Annotated in this window: 14 protein-coding genes; 9 read left to right on the top strand and 5 right to left on the bottom strand. The window is 69.9% G+C overall.

Annotated features, from left to right (window positions below; all coding sequences use genetic code 11):
* Window positions 1-78 precede the first annotated feature (78 nt).
* The gene (locus NQ034_RS13345; protein WP_257049423.1) at window positions 79-1,182 is read left to right on the top strand and encodes a VanZ family protein; all 1,104 of its coding nucleotides are present in this window, start codon (window positions 79-81) and stop codon (window positions 1,180-1,182) included.
* 113 nt (window positions 1,183-1,295) lie between these two features.
* A complete protein-coding gene (locus NQ034_RS13350) occupies window positions 1,296-2,138 on the top strand; it encodes a MerR family transcriptional regulator (RefSeq protein WP_257049424.1) in 843 nt (280 codons plus the stop codon).
* Here the strand turns inward: NQ034_RS13350 and NQ034_RS13355 are convergent.
* Complete coding sequence (locus NQ034_RS13355) at window positions 2,080-3,063, bottom strand: EamA family transporter (RefSeq protein WP_257049425.1); 984 nt, start codon at window positions 3,061-3,063, stop codon at window positions 2,080-2,082. The two genes, NQ034_RS13350 and NQ034_RS13355, sit on opposite strands and share 59 nt — an antisense overlap.
* Window positions 3,064-3,153: 90 nt before the next feature.
* On the opposite strand from NQ034_RS13355, the gene NQ034_RS13360 reads away from it, so the two are divergent.
* Window positions 3,154-4,110, top strand: coding sequence for a LysR family transcriptional regulator (locus NQ034_RS13360; protein ID WP_257049426.1), 957 nt, complete (start codon window positions 3,154-3,156; stop codon window positions 4,108-4,110).
* Here the strand turns inward: NQ034_RS13360 and NQ034_RS13365 are convergent.
* Window positions 4,100-5,320: an aminotransferase-like domain-containing protein gene (locus tag NQ034_RS13365; RefSeq protein WP_257049427.1), complete on the bottom strand. Its 1,221-nt coding sequence runs from the start codon at window positions 5,318-5,320 to the stop codon at window positions 4,100-4,102. The two genes, NQ034_RS13360 and NQ034_RS13365, sit on opposite strands and share 11 nt — an antisense overlap.
* A 57-nt stretch (window positions 5,321-5,377) precedes the next feature.
* Here NQ034_RS13365 and NQ034_RS13370 point away from each other — a divergent pair, with 57 nt between their 5' ends.
* Window positions 5,378-7,135, top strand: a complete 1,758-nt coding sequence (locus NQ034_RS13370) for a serine hydrolase domain-containing protein (protein ID WP_257049428.1) — start codon at window positions 5,378-5,380, stop codon at window positions 7,133-7,135.
* A 54-nt stretch (window positions 7,136-7,189) separates the two neighbouring features.
* Here NQ034_RS13370 and NQ034_RS13375 read toward each other — a convergent pair whose 3' ends face one another.
* Window positions 7,190-7,465 carry a hypothetical protein gene (locus NQ034_RS13375; RefSeq protein ID WP_257049429.1) on the bottom strand — a complete coding sequence of 92 codons (276 nt, stop codon included), beginning with the start codon at window positions 7,463-7,465 and terminating at the stop codon, window positions 7,190-7,192.
* 195 nt (window positions 7,466-7,660) lie between these two features.
* Here NQ034_RS13375 and NQ034_RS13380 point away from each other — a divergent pair, with 195 nt between their 5' ends.
* Window positions 7,661-7,858: a hypothetical protein gene (locus tag NQ034_RS13380; RefSeq protein ID WP_257049430.1), complete on the top strand. Its 198-nt coding sequence runs from the start codon at window positions 7,661-7,663 to the stop codon at window positions 7,856-7,858.
* 55 nt (window positions 7,859-7,913) lie between these two features.
* Here NQ034_RS13380 and NQ034_RS13385 read toward each other — a convergent pair whose 3' ends face one another.
* On the bottom strand, window positions 7,914-8,279 hold the full coding sequence (locus NQ034_RS13385; protein ID WP_257049431.1) for a hypothetical protein: 366 nt from the start codon (window positions 8,277-8,279) through the stop codon (window positions 7,914-7,916).
* A 101-nt stretch (window positions 8,280-8,380) separates the two neighbouring features.
* On the opposite strand from NQ034_RS13385, the gene NQ034_RS13390 reads away from it, so the two are divergent.
* From NQ034_RS13390 to NQ034_RS13400, 3 genes are all read left to right on the top strand, one after another.
* Window positions 8,381-10,972, top strand: coding sequence for a thioredoxin domain-containing protein (locus NQ034_RS13390; RefSeq protein ID WP_257049432.1), 2,592 nt, complete (start codon window positions 8,381-8,383; stop codon window positions 10,970-10,972).
* 84 nt (window positions 10,973-11,056) lie between these two features.
* On the top strand, window positions 11,057-12,385 hold the full coding sequence (locus tag NQ034_RS13395; RefSeq protein WP_257049434.1) for an MFS transporter: 1,329 nt from the start codon (window positions 11,057-11,059) through the stop codon (window positions 12,383-12,385).
* 24 nt (window positions 12,386-12,409) lie between these two features.
* Window positions 12,410-13,375, top strand: a complete 966-nt coding sequence (locus NQ034_RS13400; protein ID WP_257049436.1) for a DUF1684 domain-containing protein — start codon at window positions 12,410-12,412, stop codon at window positions 13,373-13,375.
* Between the two features lie 15 nt (window positions 13,376-13,390).
* Here NQ034_RS13400 and NQ034_RS13405 read toward each other — a convergent pair whose 3' ends face one another.
* On the bottom strand, window positions 13,391-14,845 hold the full coding sequence (locus NQ034_RS13405; RefSeq protein WP_257049438.1) for an RNA polymerase sigma factor: 1,455 nt from the start codon (window positions 14,843-14,845) through the stop codon (window positions 13,391-13,393).
* A gap of 324 nt (window positions 14,846-15,169) precedes the next feature.
* Between NQ034_RS13405 and NQ034_RS13410 the strand changes: the two genes are divergently transcribed.
* A complete protein-coding gene (locus tag NQ034_RS13410) occupies window positions 15,170-16,540 on the top strand; it encodes a VWA domain-containing protein (RefSeq protein WP_257049439.1) in 1,371 nt (456 codons plus the stop codon).
* The last annotated feature ends 17 nt before the right edge of the window (window positions 16,541-16,557 follow it).

Here is a 16,557-nt window from a genome sequence, read left to right on the forward strand (position 1 = left end):
TGATCCCGCCCGAGATTGCGATTCGGTTGCGATATCCCGCCCGTGGTCCGCCCGTGGAATGCCCGATATGGTGGGCCGGTGAGTACCCAGCTGTTTGCGGCCGCCGCGGCCTTCCTGATCGGTGGTGCCGTCGCCGTCGTCCTGTTCGTCCCCTTCGTCTTCGTGAACTACCGCCGGGCCGGTCGGCTGACCTGGCGGCGGACCCTGGCATGGGTGGCGTTCCTCGTGTACTTCATGGCCCTGTGGACGTACACACTGTTGCCGCTGCCCGATCCGGACCAGATCCGCTGCGTGGGCGCGCAGACCAACCTGTTGCAGTTCCTCCGCGATATCCGCGGCTATCCCCATTCGAGCCTGCGGCAGTTGGCACACAATCCGGCATTCCTGCAGTTCGGCCTCAACATCGTGTTGTTCACACCGCTGGGCTTCCTGCTGCGCGGCCTGTGGCGCCGTGGCATCGTCTTCACGACCTGCGCGGGGTTCGTCCTGTCGCTGGCGATCGAGTCGACGCAGTACACAGGGGTGTGGGGCGTCTACCCGTGCGCGTATCGCTTCTTCGACGTCGACGACCTGCTGGCGAATACCGGCGGGGCGCTGTTCGGCGCGGTGGCCTCGGCCCTGGTCTTCGCGGTGTTCGCGCCCGGTTGGATGGCCGGGCGCGGGGGCTCGCGCGGGATCGAGAATCCGTACGGTACCCGGGGCCGAGGCGCCGGCCGGCCCGGCACTCCGGTGACCGCCGGTCGGCGCCTGCTGGCCATGCTGTGCGACGGGCTGACGCTGTACTTCTGCAGTTTCTGCACGGCCATCGTGGTGGGGGCCGTGAACCAGTTCGTCTTGGGCCACGAGCCGGGCGGCGACGTGTCCGCGATCCAGGACGTGTCCTTCTGGATTCCCCTGGTGCTCAGTGCTGCGCTGACCCTGCTAACAGGGCGGACGGTGGGGGACCTGGCGGTTCGCGTGCGCTACGATTTCGGATCCGCGCGCGGGTGGCGCCTCTTCGGTCTGCGGCTGCTGCGCTTCCTGGGCGGGGTGGGCGGCTATCAGCTGCTGTATGCGATGAGCGGTTTCGCCGATCTGGCGTTCGTCGTGGTCGCCGTGGTCCTGGCGTTCGCGCTGTCGCGCCAACGCGGTCTACCCGGGGTGCTGACGAACGCGCCGCTGATCGACGACGTGGAGCGGTAGGGGGCGCCGTTCCCTATTCCTGCCAGGGGTCGATGAGGCGCACACCTTGGGGAAGGACCTTCGGCACGACGACACTTGACCCTCACGCGGCGTCAGGACTCAGGATGGTTCACGTGGACGAGACGAAGAACGGATTATCGACCGGCAGCGGTGCAGGACCCTACGCGCCTGGCGCGGGCCTGACCGTGGGTACGACCGCCAAGGCGGTGGGCGTATCGGTGCGGACCCTGCACCACTGGGACGACATCGGCCTGGTGTGCCCCGCTGGGCGCAGCCCGGCCGGGTACCGGCTGTACTCGCGAGCGGACATCGCCCGGCTGCAGCGGGTCCTGCTCTACCGGGAGGTCGGCATGCCCCTGGCGCAGATCGCCGAGGTGGTGGACGCTCCCGGAGTCGACGAAGCAGAGCATCTTGACCGGCAACGGCGGATGCTGACCGATCGGATCGCCCGCCTGCAGGAGATGGTCTCCGCAGTCGATCGCTTATTGGAGGCGGACACGATGGATACGCATATGACCCCGGAACAGCAGGCTGCGGCCTTCGGCACCGGGTGGTCGGACGAATACGCGCAGGAGGCGCAGGAGCGTTGGGGCGGGACCGAGGACTGGAAGGCCTCGGAGAAGATCAAGGCCCGGATGACTCCGGAGGACTGGAAGGAGGCAGCGGCCGGGACCGGGGCCCTGGAACAGGAGATGGCGCAGGCCCTGCGGGCGGGCGTCGAGCCCGGCAGCGCACAGGCGAACGAGCTGGCGGAGAAGCACCGGGCCGACATCGGCCGGTGGTTCCCCGTCAGCCGTTCCAAGCAGGTGCTGATCGCCCGCGGCTACACCGAGGACCCGCGATTCACCAAGCACTACGACGACAGGGAAACCGGGCTGGCCGTCTGGCTGCGCGCCATCATCGACGCGAACGCGCGGTCTCACGGCGTCGATCCCGCGCACGCCGAATGGGAATGACGGTTCGCCTGCCCGGGGTTGCGGCCTCGGCCCCGGTGGCCCGGCGGATCCGCCGCCACAGTGCGGGGCCGACCGAGCCCAGCGCCACGCCGGCGATGATGACGGCCGCGCCCAGCAGCTCGACCGGGCGCGGGCGCTCGCCCAGCACCAGCCAGGCGCTGCTGATGCCCACGACGGGCACCAGCAGGGAGAACGGCGCCACGGCACTGGCCGGGTGACGGGCCATCAGCCAGCTCCACAGGCCCGAGCCGATGATCGTGGCGACCACGGCGGTGAACGCGATCCCGGCGAGCGCCGTGAGTCCCGTGCGCGTGCCCAGGGTGGTCAACGATGCGGCGATGGCGTGGGGTCCGTCGGCGGCCAGGGACACGACGAGCATGGGCACGGGGACGACGGTCGACATCCACAGGGTGAAGCGCATCGGCTCGTGGGTCTGCGCCTGTCGGTTGCAGACATTGCCGATCGCCCAGCCGAAGGCCCCGGCCAGGGTCAGCAGGAACGGCAGCAGCGCGGCATGGGCCCCGCGCGACCAACCGACGAGTGCCAGTCCCGCGACGGCCACCAGGATGCCCGCCACCTGTATGCCGCTCAGGCGCTCGCGCAGGAACACCGCGCTGAGCACCACGGTGAACGGCGCCGAGGCCTGGAGCACCAGGGACGCCAGACCCGTCGGCATGCCCGCGGCCATGCCCCAGTAGAGGAAGAGGAACTGCAGGATTCCGAAGCCCAGTCCGTAGCCCAGCAGCCAGCGCGTTCGCACCCGGGGCCGGCGGACGAACAAGATTGTGGGGAGCGCGATGACGGCGAAGCGCAGGGCCACGGAGAGGAATGGCGGGAACTGTTGCAGGGAGGCGTCGATGGCCAGGAAGTTGATTCCCCAGATCAGGGCGACCGTAACGGCCAGGAGGGTGTGTCTTAAGGGCATGGCTTCATCCTGACCTGCAGCGTAATGAAGCACAATCGCAGATTCCGACATCTATTGTGAAGCCCGGCTTCAAAGAACTAGGCTCGGGCCATGCCGGCTCACGAACCCCCGACTCCCAGCGCGCCCGAACCGGGACGGCCCGAACCCAGCCGCCTCGAACCCGGGCATCTGGAACTCCTCCACGCCTTCGCGCTCTACGGCAGCGTCACCGGGGTTGCCGAGGCGAGCCTGCGCAGTCCCTCGGCGGTCTCCCAGGCGCTCAAGGCCGCCGAACACGCTCTCGGAATGAAGCTCACCCAGCCCGCCGGCCGCGGCCTCGAACTCACCGAGGCCGGGCGGCTGTTGGCCGCTGGGGGAGCTGAACTGGCCCGGACGCTGGCCCACGTCCAGGCGGACTGGGACGACTACCGCGGGCAGCCTCGGGGCCGGGTGCGGCTGGCGGCCTTCCCCTCGGCGGCCGAATACATCCTGCCAGGGGTGCTGCGCGAGCTGGCGGACACGGACATCGAACTGGAGTGCGTGGACGACGACACCGCCGAGGCCGGCTTCGCGCGGCTGACCCGCGACTTCGACCTGGTGCTGGCGCACAGTTACTCCGGCGACCGGCCGGTCGGCAGCGAGGGCCTGGAAGTGGTGCCGATCGTCGACGAGCCCCTGGACGTGGCCCTGCGGACCGGGCACCGGCTGGCCGGCCACGCCCATGTGACACCGGCGCAGGTGGTGCGCGAGGACTGGATCGGCGTGCCGACGGGATACCCCTTCGACCGCCTGCTGCAGGCGATCGCCGAGGTCGCGGGCCGTGCCCCGCGGGTGGTGCAGCGGCTGCGCGACAACCGCCTGGTCGAGGCCGTGGTCCGCTCCGGGGACTGCCTGGCCATCCTGCCCCGCTTCACCACCCGTCCGGGCGACGGCCTGGAACTGCGGCCGCTGCACGGCCTGCGGGCGCGGCGGCGGACCTCGGTGGTGATGCGCCCGGACCGGGCCCAACGACTGGCCGTGCGCCGCGTGGTCGAGGCGATCCGGAACTCGGCGCGCCTTACTTCTTGAACGCCCGGCCCAGCATCTGCACTCCGCGCTCGATCTCCTCGACGGGGTTCGACACCGCGGACACGCGGAAGGTGCGGCGGTCGGGTTCCAGGGCGTAGAAGGCCTCACCGGGCACGAAGATGACGCCCTCCTCGATCGCAGCGGGGATGTGCGCATAGGCGTCGTAGCCCTCCGGCAGGCGCGCCCAGGCGAACATGCCGCCGGCGGGCCGGTTGACCTCGGTCCCGGCGGGCAGCACGGCTGCCAGCCCGTCGACCATCGCATTCATGCGCCGGGAGTACTCGGCGCGCACCGGGGCCAGTTTCTCCTCCAGATCGGTCACCTCCAGATAGCGGGCGGCGGCCAGCTGGTCGATCGTCGACGACTGCATGCACGAGCCCTGCTTGGCCACGACCATCCGCTCGATGACCTCCTCGGGCCCACGGACCCAGCCCACGCGCAGCCCTGGTGAGAGCACCTTCGACAGGGTGTTGACCAGGAATGCGCGGTCGTCGAGCCGGGCGTCGGACACGATCGGGGGCAGCACCTGGTCGGTGTAGCGTAGTTCCGAATACGGATCGTCCTCGATCAGGAACACGTCATTGGCCGCCACCACGTCCGCGATCTCCTTGCGGCGCTCGGCCGGCATCGTGATCCCGGTGGGGTTCTGGAAAGTCGGGATCAGGTAGATCGCCTTGGGTCGGTGATCGGTGATCGCCTGCTGCAGGGCGGCGGGCACCGCACCGTACTCATCGGTGACCACGGGCTGGTAGTTCACGCCCTGCAGCCCGAAGGCCTGGAGCGCTGACATATAGGTGGGGTTCTCCACCAGCACGGTGTCGCCGGGATTGAACAGGGTCTGGCCCAGCAGCCCCAGGCCCTGTTGCGAACCCGAGGTGATGATGAGCTGCTCGCGCCGAGTGGACAGGCCGAAGTCCCGCGTCCGGCCGATCGCGGCCTCGAGCATGGCGGGTTCGCCCTCGCTGGGGCCGTACTGCATCGCATGTTCCCCGTCGGTGGCCATGACATGGGCGAAGGCGGCGGCCATGCCATCGGTATCGAAGAGCTCACCGGCCGGGTGGCCGCCGGCGAAGCTGATGACGGGTCTGCCGCGGGTGGCCTTGAAGATCGCCCTGATCATCGACTCGCTGACGGCTGCGACATTGCGATTGAGGTCGGTGAGCCGGGAGGATGCGGGCTGCTGCTGGGTCTGCGCGGGAGTCGAGTTCATCAGTGTCATGGTAGTCACATTTATCATGTGTGGGCCCCTGGCGGTAGATTTGTCCGCGTGATCGACAACGACTTCAACGGAGACGACGTACGCGGAACCGGCGCCGGCGAGAACACAGCCGGTGGGGCCTCGGCCGGGGGAATCGACCTGGCAGCCGGGCTGACGGCCCTGCGCGCGGGTCTGGAAGAGCGCGCCAAACACTACGAGGATCTGAAGACGGGAATCCCCGACCTGGCCTGGGGCCTGTTCGCGGACGGGAAGCTGGTCGCCGGGGAAAACACCGACGGGATCTACCGCATCGCCTCGATGACCAAATCGTTCACGGCCGCCACCCTGCTGGGCATCAAGTACGGCCGCATCCCCACGGTGCCCGACGCTCCGACCCTGGACCTGGACGCCCCGGCCGCTGACTACATTCCCGCTCTGGCCGCCGATGCCCCCGAGGGGTCCGTTCTCCTCGAGGCCACGGTGCGCGATCTGTTGACCATGTCCGGCGGCATCCCCACCGACGATCCATGGGCCGACCGGCAGGAATCCCTGTCCCGCGGTCACTTCGACGAAGTCATCACCGCCGACACCGCCCGGATCTTCTCCCCGGGGACCGACTACGCGTATTCGAACCTGGGCTACGCCCTGCTGGGCCGGATCGTCGAGGAGCTGACCGGCCGGCCGTTCACCGATGTGGTGATGGCCGAGGTCGCGGGCCCCGCCGGTCTGGAATCCTCCGGGTTCAGCGTCGACGAGTTGGCCGAGCGGGGCCTGCGGGAGAAGCTGGTGCCCGGCTACCGGCGGCGCCGCGACGGAACTTTCGAGGAGTTGTCGACCAGCCGGCCCGGCGCGTTCTCCGCGATTGGCGGGCTGTTCTCCTCGGTCGAGGACCTGGGCCGGTGGATGCAGCTGTTCGTAGCAGCGCAGGGGCCCGCAGGTGAACGCCGAGTGGGCTGCTGGGACCGGATCCGCCGCGATATGCAGCAGCCCCACCGCCTGGCCTATGCGCAGGCCAGCGCCCCGGACAACGGGGTGGACTCCTATGGGTTCGGCCTGCACCACCTGTTCGACACCGAGGTCGGCACGCTGGTCTACCACTCCGGGGGCTATCCGGGCTACGGCTCGCATATGCGCTGGCATCCGGCCACCGGCACCGCCCTGGTGATCCTGGGCAACCGCACCTACGCTCCGGCGACCGCGATCGCCAAGGACGTGTTCAAGAAGTTCCTGCGGGCCGCCGGGGTGAGCGCGCAGCGCCCGGCTGCACGTGCGACCATCACCGGGACCGTCCATCTGCCCGGCGACGCCGCGAGCGTGCCCGAGCGGATCGAGGCCTGGCTGGCGGACTTCGACCCGGCGCTGACCAATGGTCTGTTCGAGAACAATATGGACGTCGACGAGCCCCGGGTGGAACGCAAGAACGCGATCCGCAAGGTGGTCGAGGCGACCGGTGCCGAGGCCTCGGCCCGAGATGCCGGTCAAGGCGCCGCGGATGCCGGTGCAGGGGAGGCCGGGGCCGGTGCGGCGGTGCGGCCCGAGTGGGTCCGCAATACGGTGACCTGGAAGGTCGCTGGTGCGCGCGGCACCCGGGCGATGCGGGCGGAACTGAGCCCGCGTGGCCTGGTCATGACCTTGGAGGTGACGGCCGAGGACGTTGTCGAGGCCGAGGAGGCGCCCAAGTCGGGGCGCCTGCGCACGGGCTCGCTGGATATCCTGCGGCAGGTCGCCCGCGGTGGCCAGGGGTCGCAGGAGGGCACCGGATCCGGTGCGGGACCCGCCACGGGAGAGCAGCCCTCGGCAGACGAGGACGGTGACCACAACTCCTGAGGCCTGCTCGGCCCGGGTGCCCACCGGGGTCAGCGCCGGGAACGCCTCCGGGTGTCACCAGCCGGGTTCCCAACCCGGCAGTCCGTGCCACCAGTCGATGGCCTCGGTCATCGGCCAGCGGACCCGCGATCCGGCGAGGAATTCCTCGCCTGGCCGGCCCTTGGGATCGCCGTTCGCATCGCGTTCACGGAACAGCAGCGGCTCCAGCAGGCGCAGCCCCTGCGCATCGTCGGCGCGGTGCGCGAAGTAGGCGGCGGTGTGGATGAGCCGGCGGATCGGCTCGTACCCGATCCCGCTGCTGCCACCGGTCTCCACCGCTGTTCGACTCATCGCTGCTCCCCACCGTTCAATCGACTATCGCGACACCGGTCCGTGAGATAACGACTTCCTCGCCGGACTCGACGAGGCGGAGGAATTCCGAAAGACGCGTCTTGGCCTCTGCACGACGGCGCCGGCCAGGTATTGTGGGGACCGAGGCGCGGGCGACCCGCCCGTGCCGAATCAGCACGACGGAGGAGGGCCACCATGGGAATTCTCGATGACGCCAAGGGGACCGCGGATGCGGCGGCGAAGAAGGTCGGGCGCGCAGTCGAGGACGGCGTCGACAAGCTGAAGGACAAGGCGGACGAGATCGGCGCCGAGGCGAAGGTCAAGAAGGCCGAGGCCGAACGCGACTCGGTGAAACAGCGCAACGAGGCCAAGGACGAGCTGCGCGAGGACTGACGGACCTCGAAGCGGCGAAGGCATCCGACTCGCAGTACATCGCCGGGTCGTACTCTTACCGGTGCTCGGGTGAACCCGAGGAGGCCGGCGCCCGCACGGCGTCGAACGCGCCATCGGCAAGCACGATGGCGCGTTCGACGCCTTCTCGCACAAGAGCCTCTGCGCACTGGCGGGCGACGTCGAGGCCGTCTTCGTTCAACAGCCCGTCGTGGATCCCGATTACCTGCTGTGGTTTGATCGAGCGCACATAGCGGATCAGGTCGGTCGCGCGCAGCCACGGGGCATCGATTGGCGTCACCAGGGCGGCGATGGGCGCCGTCGGGACCGGATGCTCATCCCCGGTGACGAAGACGGCTCCGCCGATGAAGTAGGCACGATTCGGCGGCCCGCCGATCCTCAGGTCAGCTGTTTCAGATTCCACCGTTCGAACAGTGGAATCTGAAACAAACAGTCCAAGGATTGCGACGGACGCGCTGACTCGGTGGTGGAGTGGCGCTGGAGTGGCGCTAGTACCGTGGAGGTATGACGAATCGGCTTGCGAACGCTACCAGCCCGTACCTGCGCCAGCATGCGGACAATCCCGTGGACTGGTGGCCCTGGGGACCCGAGGCCTTCGCCGAGGCGGCCCGTCGCGATGTGCCCGTTATGGTCTCGATCGGCTACTCCACCTGCCACTGGTGTCACGTCATGGCCCACGAGTCCTTCTCCGATCCGGATATCGCAGCCCGGATCAACGAGGCGGTCGTGCCGATCAAGGTCGACCGTGAGGAACTGCCCGCCGTCGACTCCTATTACATGAACGCCCTGCAGGCCTTTCGCGGCCAGGGCGGCTGGCCGCTGACCGCCTTCACCGACCACGCCGGCACCCCGTTCTTCGCCGGTACCTATTTCCCCGCCGAGGCCCGTCCCGGCCTGCCGGCGCTGCCCGATGTGCTGCGCGCGGTCGGACAGACCTGGCGCGATGAACGTCCGCAGGTCGCGCAGATCACCGAACGACTGCGCCGGACCCTGGCGGGTCTGGCCGATCTGGGCCAGCTCGCCCATGCCTTCCCCGGCGCCGAGGACGCACCCGGCCCCACGGCATCGGAACCTGCTGCCGATGGCCGACCGACCATCGACTTAGACGAGCTGCACGCCTATTTGGAGGCGCTGGAGACCCAGGCGGACTTCAAGCACGGTGGTTTCGGTGGTTCGCCCAAGTTCCCGCCGTTTCCCGCGCTGCGCTTCCTCATCCGCTTCGCCTGGACCGACCGGGCGGACAACACAGACAGCACAGGCGACTCCGCTCCGCAGCCGAACGCCTCGGCACTGACCCTGGCCCGTCGGACCCTGCTGAACCTGGCCACGGGCGGGATCCGCGACCACCTGCGCGGAGGGCTGTTCCGCTATACGGTCGACGCGGCCTGGCGGGTCCCCCATTTCGAGAAGATGCTCGGCGACAACGCCATGTACCTGCAGATCGCATGCGACTGGTACCGCCTGGAGCACCGGCTGGACCCGGGCTCCGTGTGGACCCGCCTGGCCGCGCTCGAGGCCCAGGACACCGCGACCTTCCTGCTGCGCGATATGTACGTCGAGGGCCTGGGGTTTGCGGGCTTCGCGACGGCACTGGATGCGGACTCACTGGAGTTCGACCCGCATTCGGGCCTGGGCGCGGTCAACCGCGAGGGCGCCTACTATACGTTCACCGAGCAGGAACTGTCCCAGGCGCTGCACGTGGCCGGCATAGACGCCGACCCCACCGGTGCCGGCGCTTCAGACGGAAGCGGCTCCGAAGGCGAGCGTGACGCCACCCGGGCGGCCGCGGAATTCGCAACGCCCAGCCTGCGACTGTTCTATGGCGAGCACACCGAGGACCTGCCCGGTGGCGTGCTCTACCGCGACCCGCACCACTACGACCCCGGTCATCCGGGGGAGGAGCGCGGACCTGAAGCCGAGCACTCGCCGGATGCGCGACTGCTGGGCGTGCTGCGCCGTTACCAGGATTCGCGGGTGCCCCCGGAGCGCGACGAGAAGTTCGTCTCCGAACTCGGCGGGCTGACGATCGCGGCACTGTTCGAGGCCTCGGCGCTGTTCGACCGGCCCGAATTCGCCCATGCCGCCGCCGAGGCCCTGCGCACCTTCCGGGCTCAGGAAGCTGCCCGCTCGTACTCCCCGGCCGAGGCCGCGCCAGCCGGGCCGGCGGACCCCACCGCCTCGGCGGACGCGGTCGCGTCCGCTGTGGGCGACTCCGTCTCGGCAAATTCCGCATCGGACGCCGCTGCCCCGAGCGACTCCGCAGTAACCGACTCCGCTGCAGCAGGCTCCGCTGAATCCTGCGCCGCCGCTCTGACCCCCGGACCCGGCGCCCCACTGCTGGCTGATCTGCTCGCGCAGATCCGCGCAGAGCTCGCCGCCGGAACGTGCGCGGGCGCGCCTGCCGCCGGAGCCGGATCCGCTGCGGAAGCCTCGACCCCGGTCACCGACTGGGCGCGGGTGAAGGACCTGTGGGACCGAGTGAAATCCGACTACCTCGTGCTCGACCAGCCGGCCGGGGTGACCGACATCCGCGCGGCGCGGGCCGCCCACGCCGAACATCCCTCGGCGGCCGGGGCGCATCCCGCCCACACCGCACCCGTGAGCGTCTACGACTCCCTACCGGAGCCGATTCTGGGCGTGCGCGGCTCCGATCCGGTGGATCAGGTGACTCCCTCCGGCCGCTCCGCGCTGGCCGAGGCCGCCGTGCTGTTGCGCGAGCTCGCGCCGGTGGATTCCGGGGTTGAGGTTCCGCCCCAGCTGCCCGATGCCGCCCTGGATCCGATCGTGCCGCTGCTGCGCGAAACCCCGACTGGTGTGGGGTATTCGGCCTATGTCGCCGCGCTGGCCCTGGACCCGGTCCGCGTGGAGGCGAACACCCCGGAACTCCTGGCGACGGCCCGGGCTCACCCCGCGCCGGTCGCGGTCGTGGGTTCCGGTGCCGGGGCGAAGGCGGCAGACCTGCCCGACTCCGGACCCGCATCCGCCATGGATTCCGCACCCGGCCCGCAGCCCCGGGCCCAGGTGTGCCGGGGTACGGTATGCGAGCTTCCGGTGGCGACCTCGGTCGCGCTGAACACCGCCCTGGACCGGGGCTGAGCCCGGCCCATCGGTCCTGCACCGGGGCTCGAGGGACGCAGCTGAGTCCGGCGCGCCCCGCGCACCGGATATCCTTGGACCCGTATGTTCAAAACGCTTTCCCACCTGGTCGGGTGGACGTATTTCCCGCTTGCCATCGCAGCCAAGCTCCCGTACGCGATGGTGGTCGTCGCCGTGATGACGAGCGTCTCGGCGACCTCCGGCAGCTACTCCCAAGCCGGCGCCACGGCCGCGCTCGTGGGGCTGGGCACCGCCGTGTCCGGCCCCGCCTTCGGCGCCGTCGCCGACCGCTTCGGCCAACGCACCCTGCTCATCGTCACCGCGATCCTCAACGGCGCCGCGATCTTCGCCCTGGCCTGGGCACTGCGCGCAGGTGCGGCCCCGGCGGTTGTGCTCATCATCGGCCTGCTGATCGGCCTGAGCGCCCCGCAGGCCTCGTCGATGGTGCGCTCGCGCTGGCTGCAGGCAATCGGCCGCGAGATCCCGGAGGCGGACCGGCCCCGCGCCACCAACAAGGTGCTCAGTTATGAGTCGATGACCGATGAGTTCATGTTCGTCATCGGCCCCGTCGTGGTGGGTGTGGTGGCGATGCTCGCCGGCGTCGTGGTGCCCCTGGACTTCGGCGCGGCCCTGACCGTCGTGGGTGTCATCCTGTTCGCGGTCCACCCCTCGGTGCGCTTCACCCGGGTGCTCGATTCGGATTCCCAGGGCCGAGGTTCCGGCTCGGGTTCCGGCCCCGGCTCGGCTGCCGCGGCTCCCGCCGAAGGAGCTGCGCCCACCCCGGCCGGCGCCTCGGCAGCGTCCCCGCCCCTCGCCGCGGAACCGGCCTCCGCGATGTTCCGACTGCGGATCCTGCTGCCGATCGCCGGGATGTTCTCGATCGGCTTCTTCTTCGGCGCCACCCTGCCGACGCTCACCGACTTCCTCGACACGCTGGGCCAGGCGGATCGCGCCGGGGTCTACTACGGCGTGCTGGGGGTGGGCTCGGCGGCTCTGGCACTGGGCTCGCAGGCGCTGCCGGAGTCCTTCAGCCTGCGCAATCGCTGGCTGGCCACCGCCTCGCTGGCACTGCTGGGCACATTCCTGTTCGTCGGCTGGAATACCCTCCCGGGCCTGCTGGCAGCGCTCATTGTGATGGGCTGCGGGATCGGGCCAAGCCTGGTCAACCTCTATTCGATCGCGGCGCTGATGGGTCCGCGTGGGCGCACCACGACGGTGATGGCGACCATGGCGACGATGTTGACGGTGGGCCAGGCGGTGTCCAGTGCACTGGTGGGCAGGGTCATCGACGCTCAGGGGTACCATGCCGGCGGCTGGCTGTGCGTCGGTGCGATGGCGGCGCTGCTGGTCTTCGGGCTGGTCAATCATGGGGAAACGGCCAAGCTGCGCCGACAGCGGACAATCGTGGCCTGAGCCCGGGAGGACTAGTCTGGTGGCATGACTGAGACGCACGCTGAGACGACATCCTTCTCCGCGACCTGGCAGGACTGGCACGCCCAGCGGATGGAGGGCCTGCGCGCCGATCCCTTCGGCTGGCTGAGCATCACCGGCCTGGACTGGCTGACCCCCGGGGCCACCCGCGCCTACGCCGACGGCCGCGTGACCTTCACCCTGGAAGCCGAGGCCCCGGACCAGGGCGGCACCGCCAGCTCGGCTGTCTTTCCCGCAGCCGAGCCCCCCGCCGGCCCGGCGCTTCTGGTGCGCGTCGGCACTCCCACCGGGGAACGCGAACTGGACCTGGCAGCCCAAGCGCCGCAGTTCGTCGAGGTCGAGGGCGTGCGCTACGAGGTTCTGGTGCGCCAGAACGTCCATGCCCTGGCCGGCACACTGCTGGATCCCGCGAAGTCCCCGGCCGCCGCAGCCGCCGGTCCGAGCCCGGCAAAGGAATCCGGTGACCCGGCGGGCGAGCCCTGGGTCGGCATCCGTGTACGCGATTCCCACTCCACCGGCCCCACGAACACCGTCGTCCCGACTTTCCCGGCCGATCCGGACTGGATGGTCTCCGCCGCCTTCGAGCCCTATGCCGGTCCGCGCACCGAGGTCATCGACACGGCCTCCGTCGGCCTGCACGTGGCGGCGGTCTTCGTCGGCCGCGTGACCTTCACCCTGGCCGGAGACGAGTACAGGCTGCAGGTCGGCGGCGACCCGGCCACCGGCCTGGTGCTGAGCTTCCACGACGGGACGAATGGTGCGCCGGGAGACCAGGGCACCGCCGCCTGGCGCTTCGTGTCCACCGGTCCCGTGCGTGCCGAGCCGGGGACAGCCGGGCGGGTCGACATCGACTTCAACCGGGCCCTGAACTATCCGGCCGGATTCTCCCCCTACGCCACCTGCCCCGCGCCCGCGGTCGGGAACACCCTGGCCCTCGAGGTGCGGGCGGGGGAGAAGCGCCCGCACCGGTAGTGCGGGTGGGTCGGGTCAGTTCTCACCCACCTGGCACTGCAATTGCGGGGCCCAGGAACACGGGGTGGTGGTGGGCCGGGGCCCGCCCTCGTCCGAGCCCCCGGGTGACGGCGTGCTCGGCGGGTCCGTCCGGGGGATCCTGCCGGACCCCACATCCCCACCGATCTGGGGTCCGCGCCCCGCGGTGCCCGGGGGCAGTGACGGGTCCGCTGCGCCTCCGGCGCGCGGGGCCTCGGCACCGGGTGCCTGCGCGGAGGCGGCACCTGCGGTACCGGTATCCGGCGCCGAGGTCGGTTGTGGAACGGTGCCCGTGCTCGCCTGACCTGCTGCGCTGTCGGCGCCCGGCCGGCTCGGCGCCGCGGGTGCTGTTGGCGTCGCCGGAGTGGTAGTGGTCGGCAGGGCTTGGGACTTCGCCGGGCCCTCGGCCGCCGGTCGGTGAACCGGCGAGCTGGGCAGTACGATGAGGACGACCGTGACGATCGCGGCGATGAGCAGGAGGGCGCCGGCTCCCAGCGTGACGTTGAGGGCGGTGAAGATGCCGGCCCCGCCGGCCACGGTGCTCGCCCCGGTCGGGGCCCCAACGCCGGCAGTGGCCCCCTGGGCCGCTCCGCCGCCGGTCGTACCGCCTTCCGCACCGCCCCCACCGGTATCCCCGGATGGCGCTGCTCCGGACAGTGCTGCTCCGGACAGCGTGGTGCCCGACAGCCCGGACCCCGCCGCGGGGACGAGTAACAGCGGTAGCAGCACGCCGAGTCTGCGGGAGGAGTGATCGGCCTCGGCGACGCGGGTCCTGCAGAACTCACAGGAGTCGACGTGCGTCCAGAAGCGCAGAGCAGAACCTGCGGTGGACTGTCCGGACAGCACCCTGCCGGCCTGAGCGAGCGTCTTCCGGCATGCCGGGGCGCTGCCGGCATCGTTGATGTGCAGCTGGATCCAGCGTTGCTGAAGCCGGGGCCGCAGCTTGTGGATGCGGCGCGAGACCCACGGGGCGTCACGTCCCAAGTCCTGGGCGATCGCCCCGGCCTTGCGTTTGCCGGCCATGGCATCGAGGATGATGATCCGGTCCTGTTCGGGGAACGATTCGACGACGCTGCGCAGTAAATCGGTGGTCTCCGGTGGGACGGGTTCGTGTGGATCGGGCTCCGAGTCCCAGGCGAAACCCTCGTCCGGATCGATGCGGTGATTCAGCGCAGAGGTGCGACGGGCGATCTCGCCGCGGGCCGCCTGCATGAGATAGGACCAGACGGACCGGGTGGGGCCCAGGCCTCTCAAAGTTGCCGACAGCGTCGCCTCGAGCACATGGGAGGCCACGTCCTCGGCGTCCAGGCGGGGTGCGCGCCGGCGGACGAAGGCGGCGACACGGGGATGATAGGTATCCCACAGAGGGCCGAAGGCGCTCGGATCCCCGGTCCGGACCGCTTCGAGGGCGGAGGACTCGGCGTCAAGGGCCGCATGTGATGTGCCGGACACTTCCCTGCTACCTCGTGTTCTTTTCCCGGGTCTCCCCGGCTTCCGGTATCCATTCCGATTCTATCGGAGCACCGGTGGAAGTCCGACGGACGGACATCGGAAAAAAGATATGGATAGGGGGGAGATTTCGACGATTTCCTACTCTTGGTTTTTGATTTCCCATTCTTTCGGTTTGGAAATCCAGTGGTTTTCAAGACCGAAATGACTGCTATCCGAGAGGATATGCACTGGCCGGCCCGCATGTTATATTCATGGGTTGAGATACCGCATGAGTGGACATACCGGTCCACAGTTCGAAGTGTGCGGTTCCAATCCGGAGGAATCATGTCTGGTGGGGGAACGCGGCGTCGATGGGGCGCCGGCCTGTGCGTATTGGGCCTGCTGCTGGGCACCCTGGCGCTGTTCGCGCGCCCCGCGTTCGCCCAGACGAATCCGCCGCTGCCCGCGCGCTGCGGATTGCGGGTCGCCGTGGTCCTCGACATGTCGTCCTCGCTGAGTGCCGCGGACGTGGCCCAGGCGAAGCGGGCCGCCCATAGGATGGTCTCCGGCCTGGCCGGGACGCCCAGCAGCGTGGGCCTGTACACCTTCGCCAGCTATGCCCCGGACCGGACGAACCAGCCCCTGGCCGCAACCCCGGTCGCCGAGGAATCCGGGGCCGGGACCGTGCATGCGGCCATCGACGACCTCCAGCGGGTGCCCGCGTCCGTGGGCGGCACGAACTGGGACCGGGGCCTGGCCCAGGTGGGGACGGGCTACGATCTTGTCCTGTTCGTCACCGACGGCAGGCCCACCGCATATGGCGTGCCGGGACAGCAGGGCAATCGTGACCTGGGGACCCGCACCGATGCGATCGACCTGGAGCGGGCCAAGGCCTCGGCCACAGCGCTGCAGGCCGCCGGAACGCGGATCGTCGCGCTGGGAGTGGGCGAGAGCGTCGATGCCTCGAACCTGCGGGTGATCTCCGGACCGGATGCCGGCTCCGACTACCACCTGGTGGGTGACTACGAGGACCTGCCCGCGATCCTGCAGGAGGCCGCTCTGGGCAACTGCGCGCAACCGGAACCGAGCACCTCGGCCGTACCCACTGCCCTCGCACCCGAGGCCACGGCGCCGACCGCACCCGTGCCGTCGGTGCCGAGCCCGGAGCCGTCTATTACCACGTCCAGCCCGACTGCGAGCCCCGTGCCCGGCACCTCGCCGACGGCTACTGTGACATCCTCGGTCCCCAGCGGCACGCCGGTCCCGAACACGCCCCGGCCGCCGGCCGCCACGACGGTGCCGGGGGAGGCCCCGACTGCGGGTGGCCCGTGCCCCGACGCACCGGATACGGGTACGGGGATGGGCCCGACCGGCGATCCCGAGGTGATGGGCACGGGCAGCGTGTCCTGGTGCCTGTTGGACATGGGGGCGACCGACACCACCGACCCCGGTTGGTTGCTGGGCGGTTCGACTTGGCGCCTGACCGGGCCCGATGGCACCTTTGCGATCGTGGAGGACAACGGCGCCAATGACTACGATCCGGCGCCGGGCCGGATCCGGGTGGGTGTGCTGGCCGACGGCGAATACACGGTCATGCAGACGCGGGCTCCTGCCGGCTACCTGATCCATGAGAATCCCGGAGTTCTGCGCGTGCAGGGGAACAAAGCAGTGGAGGGTTTCACCTTCGCGCCGCTGTTCAATATCCCCTTGGGGTAATCGGGTGGGGTAGGGAG

Source organism: Brevibacterium moorei (assembly GCF_024580735.1).
GTDB classification, from domain to species: Bacteria; Actinomycetota; Actinomycetes; order Actinomycetales; family Brevibacteriaceae; genus Brevibacterium; species Brevibacterium moorei.